Source organism: Stenotrophomonas maltophilia group sp. Smal32, assembly GCF_030237085.1.
In the GTDB taxonomy this organism is placed as follows: Bacteria; Pseudomonadota; Gammaproteobacteria; order Xanthomonadales; family Xanthomonadaceae; genus Stenotrophomonas; species Stenotrophomonas maltophilia_Q.
On the sequence record NZ_JASJSI010000079.1, the window covers coordinates 14,253 to 20,548 of the forward strand.

4 protein-coding genes are annotated in these 6,296 nt (G+C 65.0%); 1 reads left to right on the top strand and 3 read right to left on the bottom strand.

Features of this window, described 5'->3' with window-relative positions; genetic code table 11:
* The first annotated feature begins 313 nt into the window (after positions 1-313).
* On the top strand, positions 314-1,249 hold the full coding sequence (locus tag QRO91_RS16660) for an alpha/beta hydrolase (protein ID WP_370672011.1): 936 nt from the start codon (positions 314-316) through the stop codon (positions 1,247-1,249).
* A 49-nt stretch (positions 1,250-1,298) separates the two neighbouring features.
* On the opposite strand, the gene QRO91_RS16665 is transcribed toward QRO91_RS16660, so the two are convergent.
* The 3 genes from QRO91_RS16665 to QRO91_RS16675 all read right to left on the bottom strand — a co-directional run.
* Positions 1,299-2,720, bottom strand: a complete 1,422-nt coding sequence (locus tag QRO91_RS16665; protein ID WP_049428959.1) for a basic amino acid/polyamine antiporter — start codon at positions 2,718-2,720, stop codon at positions 1,299-1,301.
* A gap of 129 nt (positions 2,721-2,849) precedes the next feature.
* A complete protein-coding gene (locus QRO91_RS16670) occupies positions 2,850-5,663 on the bottom strand; it encodes a TonB-dependent receptor (protein WP_049428954.1) in 2,814 nt (937 codons plus the stop codon).
* Positions 5,664-5,860: 197 nt separating this feature from the next.
* Positions 5,861-6,296: energy transducer TonB (locus tag QRO91_RS16675; protein WP_285310479.1), on the bottom strand; the 436-nt coding region annotated here is incomplete at its 5' end.

Below are 6,296 nucleotides of genomic sequence, written 5' to 3' on the forward strand. Positions count from 1 at the left end.
CCCCGCCGTTTTTTTATTAGCCGGCGCCCACCGACATCTACACAGAGTATATCGGCGGCAGCGTATTTTGTTTATAATAGACTGGTTTAGACCAGTTGAGTGTTAATCAGGGGTTGGTTGTTTCGAGTCCAAGTTGGGGCGCCACCTTGAAGATATCTCCATCGCAGTATGGTGTTTTTTTTTTTTGCGGTTTTTTAGAGCCGAGCCCATGGTCGGTTTCGAGAATGTAGCCGAGCATGGGCTCGGCTCTACAATCTGCTGCATCCAACCACGGATGTTGATCGTGCGCGCACTCCTGTCCCTGGGTTCTCTGCTGCTTGCGATGTTGCTGTTCGCTGAAGCGAACGCAGCCCCACCAACCTGGCATCCGCCGCAGGGCACCACCGAGCTGCCGTTGTGGCCGCAGGGCACGGTGAAGGCGCCGCCAAAACTGAAAGGTCCCGAGCAGGTTGGCGAAGCAGTTTCCAAGGCCAGCGGAGAACGCTGGACGATGCTGCAGAACGTGGCCGTGCCGACCCTCACCGTGTTTCCGCCGAAGGGACCGGCCAATGGCGCCGCGGTGATGGTGGTGCCCGGTGGTGGTTACCGGGTGCTGGCGATGGACCTGGAAGGCAGCGAAATCTGCGATTGGTTGAGCGCACAGGGCATCACCTGCGCGCTGCTGAAATACCGCGTGCCGGCGTCCGGCCCGAATTGGGATCCCGACTGCAACTGTCGCGACAACCCGACGGTGCCGATGGCCTTGCAGGACGCGCAACGTGCCATGGGCCTGCTGCGCGCGCAGGCACAGCGCTGGAACATCGACCCGAAGCGGGTGGGGGTGATCGGTTTTTCGGCGGGTGGTCACGTGGTGGCGGGATTGAGCACGCACGCACGTCGCAGCTACACAGCGGTCGACGCGGCCGACTCGCAGTCCAGCCGTCCGGATTTCGCGATGGTGATGTACTCCGGCCATCTGTGGGCCGGGCATGGCAAGGGACTCTCGCTGGTCAGGGACATCGTCGTGGATGACGCGATGCCGCCGACGTTCATTGCGCAGGCCACCGATGATCGCACCGATGATGTGCGCGAATCACTCGCCTACTACCAGGCGCTGATCGATGCAGGCGTGCCCGTCGAAATGCATCTGTTCGCCCGCGGAGGCCACGCGTTCGGGCTGCGCATGAAGGATGCACCGGTCACTGCGTGGCCGCGGCTGGCCGAGCGCTGGATGCAGGATATCGGCATGCTGCCGGAACGCCAGCGGTAGAGCCGAGCCATGCTTGGCTGCCCGTGCCAAGCCGAGCGTGGGCTCGGCTCTACAGTGCCAGCTCACCTCTGGAGAACGCCACCAGCGTAGCGATGGCCACCACCAGAATGGCACCGAACAGCACCCATTCCCAACGCGTAAATACCTGCTCACCGCGTTGGAGCCGGGTCAGTGCGAACACCACCACACCGGGCACATAGAGCAGGACCGACAGCAGCAGGTTGTCGAGGCCGCCGGCATACACCAGCCACAATGCATAGGCACTGGCCAGCAGGGCAACGACGAAATCGCGCCAGCGCACACCCGGTTCACCCGCATAGGCCTGGCCACGCCAAGCCAGCTGCACGCCGAACGCGGTCGACAGGAAGTAGGGCACCAGGCTCATCGACGCAGCCAGCAGCACCAGGCCGGTGTAGCTGCCGGAGTTGACCAGCACCAGCAGCAGGAACAGCTGGATCAGCCCGTTGCTGAGCCAGAGCGCGTTGGCCGGCACGCCGCGCGCATTCTCGCGTCCCAGGAAGGCCGGCATGGTGCCGTCGCCCGCAGCGGCGTACAGCACTTCGGCACACAGCAGCACCCAGGCCAGCAGCGCGCCGAGTACCGAAATGATCGAGCCGACGATGATCACCGTCGCGCCCCACTCGCCAACGATGGCGCGCAGCACGTAAGCCATCGACGGATTGGGCAACCCCGCCAGTTCGGCCTGCGACAGCACGCCCATCGACAGCAGGCTGACCAGCACCAGCAGCAGCCAGACGCCGAGGAAGCCGATCACCGTGGCGCGGCCGACATCGGCGCGACGGGCCGCGCGCCGCGAGTAGATGCTGGCACCTTCGATGCCGATGAATACCCACACGGTCACCAGCATCATGCCGCGCAGCTGCTGGCCGAGGTCGCCAAGTGCGGGGGTGCCCAGGAAATCGGCACGGAACACATCCATGCGGAACGCGCCGGCGGCCAGGATCAGGAACAACGTGATCGGCAGCAGCTTGGCCACCGTCACCAGGCCGTTGACGATGGCGGCGGTGCGCAGGCCGCGCAGCACCAGCAGGTGCACGGTCCAGAGGAGTAGCGACGAAGCGGCCACGGCGGCCGGGGTATTGCCTTCACCGAAGACCGGCATGAAGTGGCCGAGGCCACTGAAGATCAGCACGAAGAAGCTGGCGTTGCCGAGCACCGAGGCAACCCAGTAGCCCCACGCAGCGGAGAAGCCGATGTAGTTGCCGAAGCCTTCGCGCGCGTATGCGTAGATGCCGGTATCGAGGTCCGGCCGGCGGTTTGCCAGGGCCTGGAAGACGAAGGCCAGCATCAGCATGCCGGCGCCACTGACCGCCCAGCCGAGCAGCGCCGCCGCCGGCCCGGCGCTGCGCGCCACGTTCTGCGGCAATGAAAAGATGCCTGCGCCGACCATCGAGCCGACCACCAGTGCGGTCAACGCGGGCAGCCCGAGGCGTTGTGAGGTCGCGGCCATGATGTCCCCTGCGGCGGTGATGCCGCTGCCCCACGGTAGCGGTGTGCGCGTGAACATGAACGCAAGGGGCCGCAACGACGAAGGCCCGGGCAGGTGCCCGGGCCTTCGAAGGTGGTGCGTTGAACGGTATTACTTGAAGGTGTACTTGGCGCCGACGGTGAAGTAACGGCCGATGGCGCCGCTGAAGTGCAGCGGGTTGTAGTTCACGCCACCGTAGGTGGTGGGGTCGAGCGGAGCGATGCGATCAAACACGTTCTGCACCGAGGCATTCAGCTCGAAGGCTTCGGTGATGTTCCAGCGGCCGGACAGGTCGAAGGTGGTGAACGAGGAGATCTTGGTGACGTCGGTACCATCGGCGTACGAGAACTGGTACGAGCCCTCCGGACCACGGAAATCCTTGTTCTCCATCTTGGAGATGTAGTTGGCAACGCCGCTCACGCTCCACGGACCCTGCTTCCAGGTGGTGCCGAAGTTGATGCGGTCCCTCGGCGTGCCGATGCAGTTGGTCACGTCACAGTTGCCGTGGGTGCCGGCGTAGTCGCGGGTGACGTCGGCATCGGTGCGCTCGAACTTGAGCACATGGCTCCACTGCAGGTCCATTTCCAGCTGGCCCGGGCCGATATCGAAGGTCTGGCGGATATCGGTATCGATACCGCGGACGCGAGTCGATGCGGCATTGATGTACGCAGTGTTGACGGCCAGGATGCTGCCGGTGCCCGGGACGCCGTTGAGCAGGTTGTTGTCACGCAGCACATTGCCCGCCGCGATCGCCGCACCCGTATCGCCCTGGGCGATTTCGTTGGTGCGCTTGATCTGCCATGCATCCACGGTCAGCGAGGTGGTGGAGGTCGGCTGCAGCACGATGCCCACCGAGTAGCTCTTCGACTCTTCCGGCTTCAGGTCCTTGTTCGGACGGGTGATGATCGCGACCGGCAGAGCGCCGCAATCGTCGGGGGTCGCGCCTGGTGCAGGGTTGCCGCCCGGGCAGCGCACCGGGTCGGCAGCATTGGAGAAGGCAGCCAGTCCACCATCGCCGTTCTCGGCCGGGTTGGGCGCGCGGAAGCCTTCGGCGTAGCTGGCGCGCAGGGCGATCCAGTCAGCCGGTGTCCACTTGATGCCCAGCTTCGGCGTCGCCTTGCCTTCGCCGCTTTCGTACTTGTCGTAACGCAGTGCGCCGGACAGTTCCAATTGTTCCAGTACCGGTGCCGACAGTTCCACATAGCCGGCGTAGACGTTCTGGGTGCCGTCGTAGGCCGAATAGCCCAGGCCGATGATCTGGCCCTGGTCGGTGAAGGTCTGCGGGGTCAGGCTGTTGCTGGTCTTGCGCCACTCGGTACCGATCGCCAGGCCCAGCGGACCACCCTTCAGGTCCATCAGGCTGCGCGACACGGTGAAGTCGAACATGTCCAGGGTCGACTTGGCACGTGCACTGATCCGCGGCGAGATGAAGTCGTACAGCGCCTGCGAATTGAGGTTGGCGTTGTCGCCGATGCGCCACACACCACCGGCACAGTTCGGATTGGCCAGGGCGCAACGCACGTTGTCGTAGTTGAGGAAGCCGGTGCGCTTGTTGACCAGGTCGGTGCCGGAGTGCAGGTAGGCGGTATCGTAGCTCCAGTCACCCCAGTTGCCCTTGACGCCGACCAGGAAGCGGGTGAACTCGTTGGAGTTGTCGGTCACGCGCGGGCCGACATCCCAGGCCGAGTAGCGCAGGCGCGAGGCCTGGCCCGGGATTGGGTTGTCCGGATGGTTCGGGCCCAGCACTGTGGCGCCATCGCCACTGTTGGCGTTGATCGGGCCACCGGGGTAGCCCCAGCCACCGGAAACACCGGACGGCGTGTTGCTGAAGGTGGTGTCCTTCTTCGAGTAGCCGATCTCGGTGTAGATCTCGCCGCCTTCGCCGAAGGCGAAGCTGGCGCGACCGAACACGTTGACGTACTTCTCTTCCGGGGTCAGGTCACGGTACAGCTGGTTCGGATCCCAGAGGCAGCCCTGTGCCTGGGCGGTCGCGTCGTTCTGGCCGGGAATGGTGGTCAGGCCGGCACAGCCCGGCAGGGCGACCAGGTGGCCGGTGCTGTCGTACACCGAACCATTCGGACCCACGCCGCCGCGGGTACCGCCGCTGAGGAAGGCGCCGCCCAGGAACTGCGCGTTGTTGCCGTAGCCCCACGGGCGGGTGTCGCCGGTGCCGATCCACTTGCGGTTCTTGCGATCGCTGATCTTGATCGCGTCGGTCTTGCCGACGTCGAGGCTGAAGAAGGCATTCCAGCCGTCGGTTGCGAGGTCGCCAGTACCCGCGGTCAGGGTCGCCTTCTTCGCGTCGCCATCGCCGTCGCCGGAGACACCGTAGGAACCGCGAAGGATCGCACCCTGGAAGTCACTGCGCAGGATGATGTTGACCACGCCGGCGATGGCATCGGAGCCATAGATCGCCGAGGCGCCATCCTTCAGCACTTCCACGCGTTCAACGGCGTCAAGCGGAATGGTGCTCAGGTCGGTGAAGACCTTCTGGCCGTCATCGGCCAGGCCGTAGGTGGCCATGCGGCGGCCGTTCAACAGGACCAGGGTCGATCCCGCGCCCAGGCCACGCAGCGAAATGCCGGCACCACCGCCGGCGAAGCCGTTGCCGAAGGTCTTGGGAATGGAGCCGGAACCATCAGCAGTCAGGGTCTGCAGGTATTCGGCAACCGTGGTCTTGCCGGTGCGGTCGATTTCCTGACGGGTCACCACCTGCACCGGGGACGGTGTTTCGGTGTTGGTGCGCGGAATGTTCGAACCGGTAACCGTGATGCGGTCCAGGTTGGTGGCCTTTTCCTGCGCGAACGCTGAGGTGGGAGCCACGGCGCCAACCAGCAGCAGGGTGCCGCCGGTAAGGATGTGGGTGATGGACGATGCCAGGGTGCAGCGGCGGCGGCTGGCGGGCCGTTGGATCAGGTGTTTCACAGCTTCTCTCCTAACTGGAAAACCGTAGCGTTGAGGGCTGTCTCCGGAGTGTCCGGGACGGGCCAATCTAGGTTTCCGACGGGTGACGAAGTCGTGAAATTTTGCTTAATCCGTAACGTTTGAGGTTGAACTTTGCCGAGTTTGGCATTTCAACTCCGGAGGCCGGTCCGACAGGCGGTCGGACCGGCCCCGGATCGTCAGTCCGGCAACGAGAACTGCACCGGCACCAGGCCGATGGCCGGTACCGCTATGCCATCACGCTGGGCCGGTTCAAAGCGCCAGCGCTTGAGCACCTGCTGGCGTGCGGCCTGGTCCAGGTGGCGCGAGCCACTGCTGCGCTCGATGCTGACCGCGACCGGCTGACCGCTGCTGTCAACCTCCACCCGCAGCAGCACCGTGCCCTGCTCATGGTTGCGCAGGGCCGGCACCGGATAGGCCGGCGGCGGTGCACTGCGGTACTGCAGCTGGGCGCCGGCCAACGGCGTGCTGGTGTCGATGCTTGGTGCGAGTGGCGGCGCGGCCTGCTCGGCGGCCGGCAGCGCGATGCCCTGGGTTTCTTCTGCGGTCGCGGTAGGGGCGGGCAGTGGCGGTGTCGCCGGCTGTGCCTGTGGTTTCGGCACGACCCGGGCGACT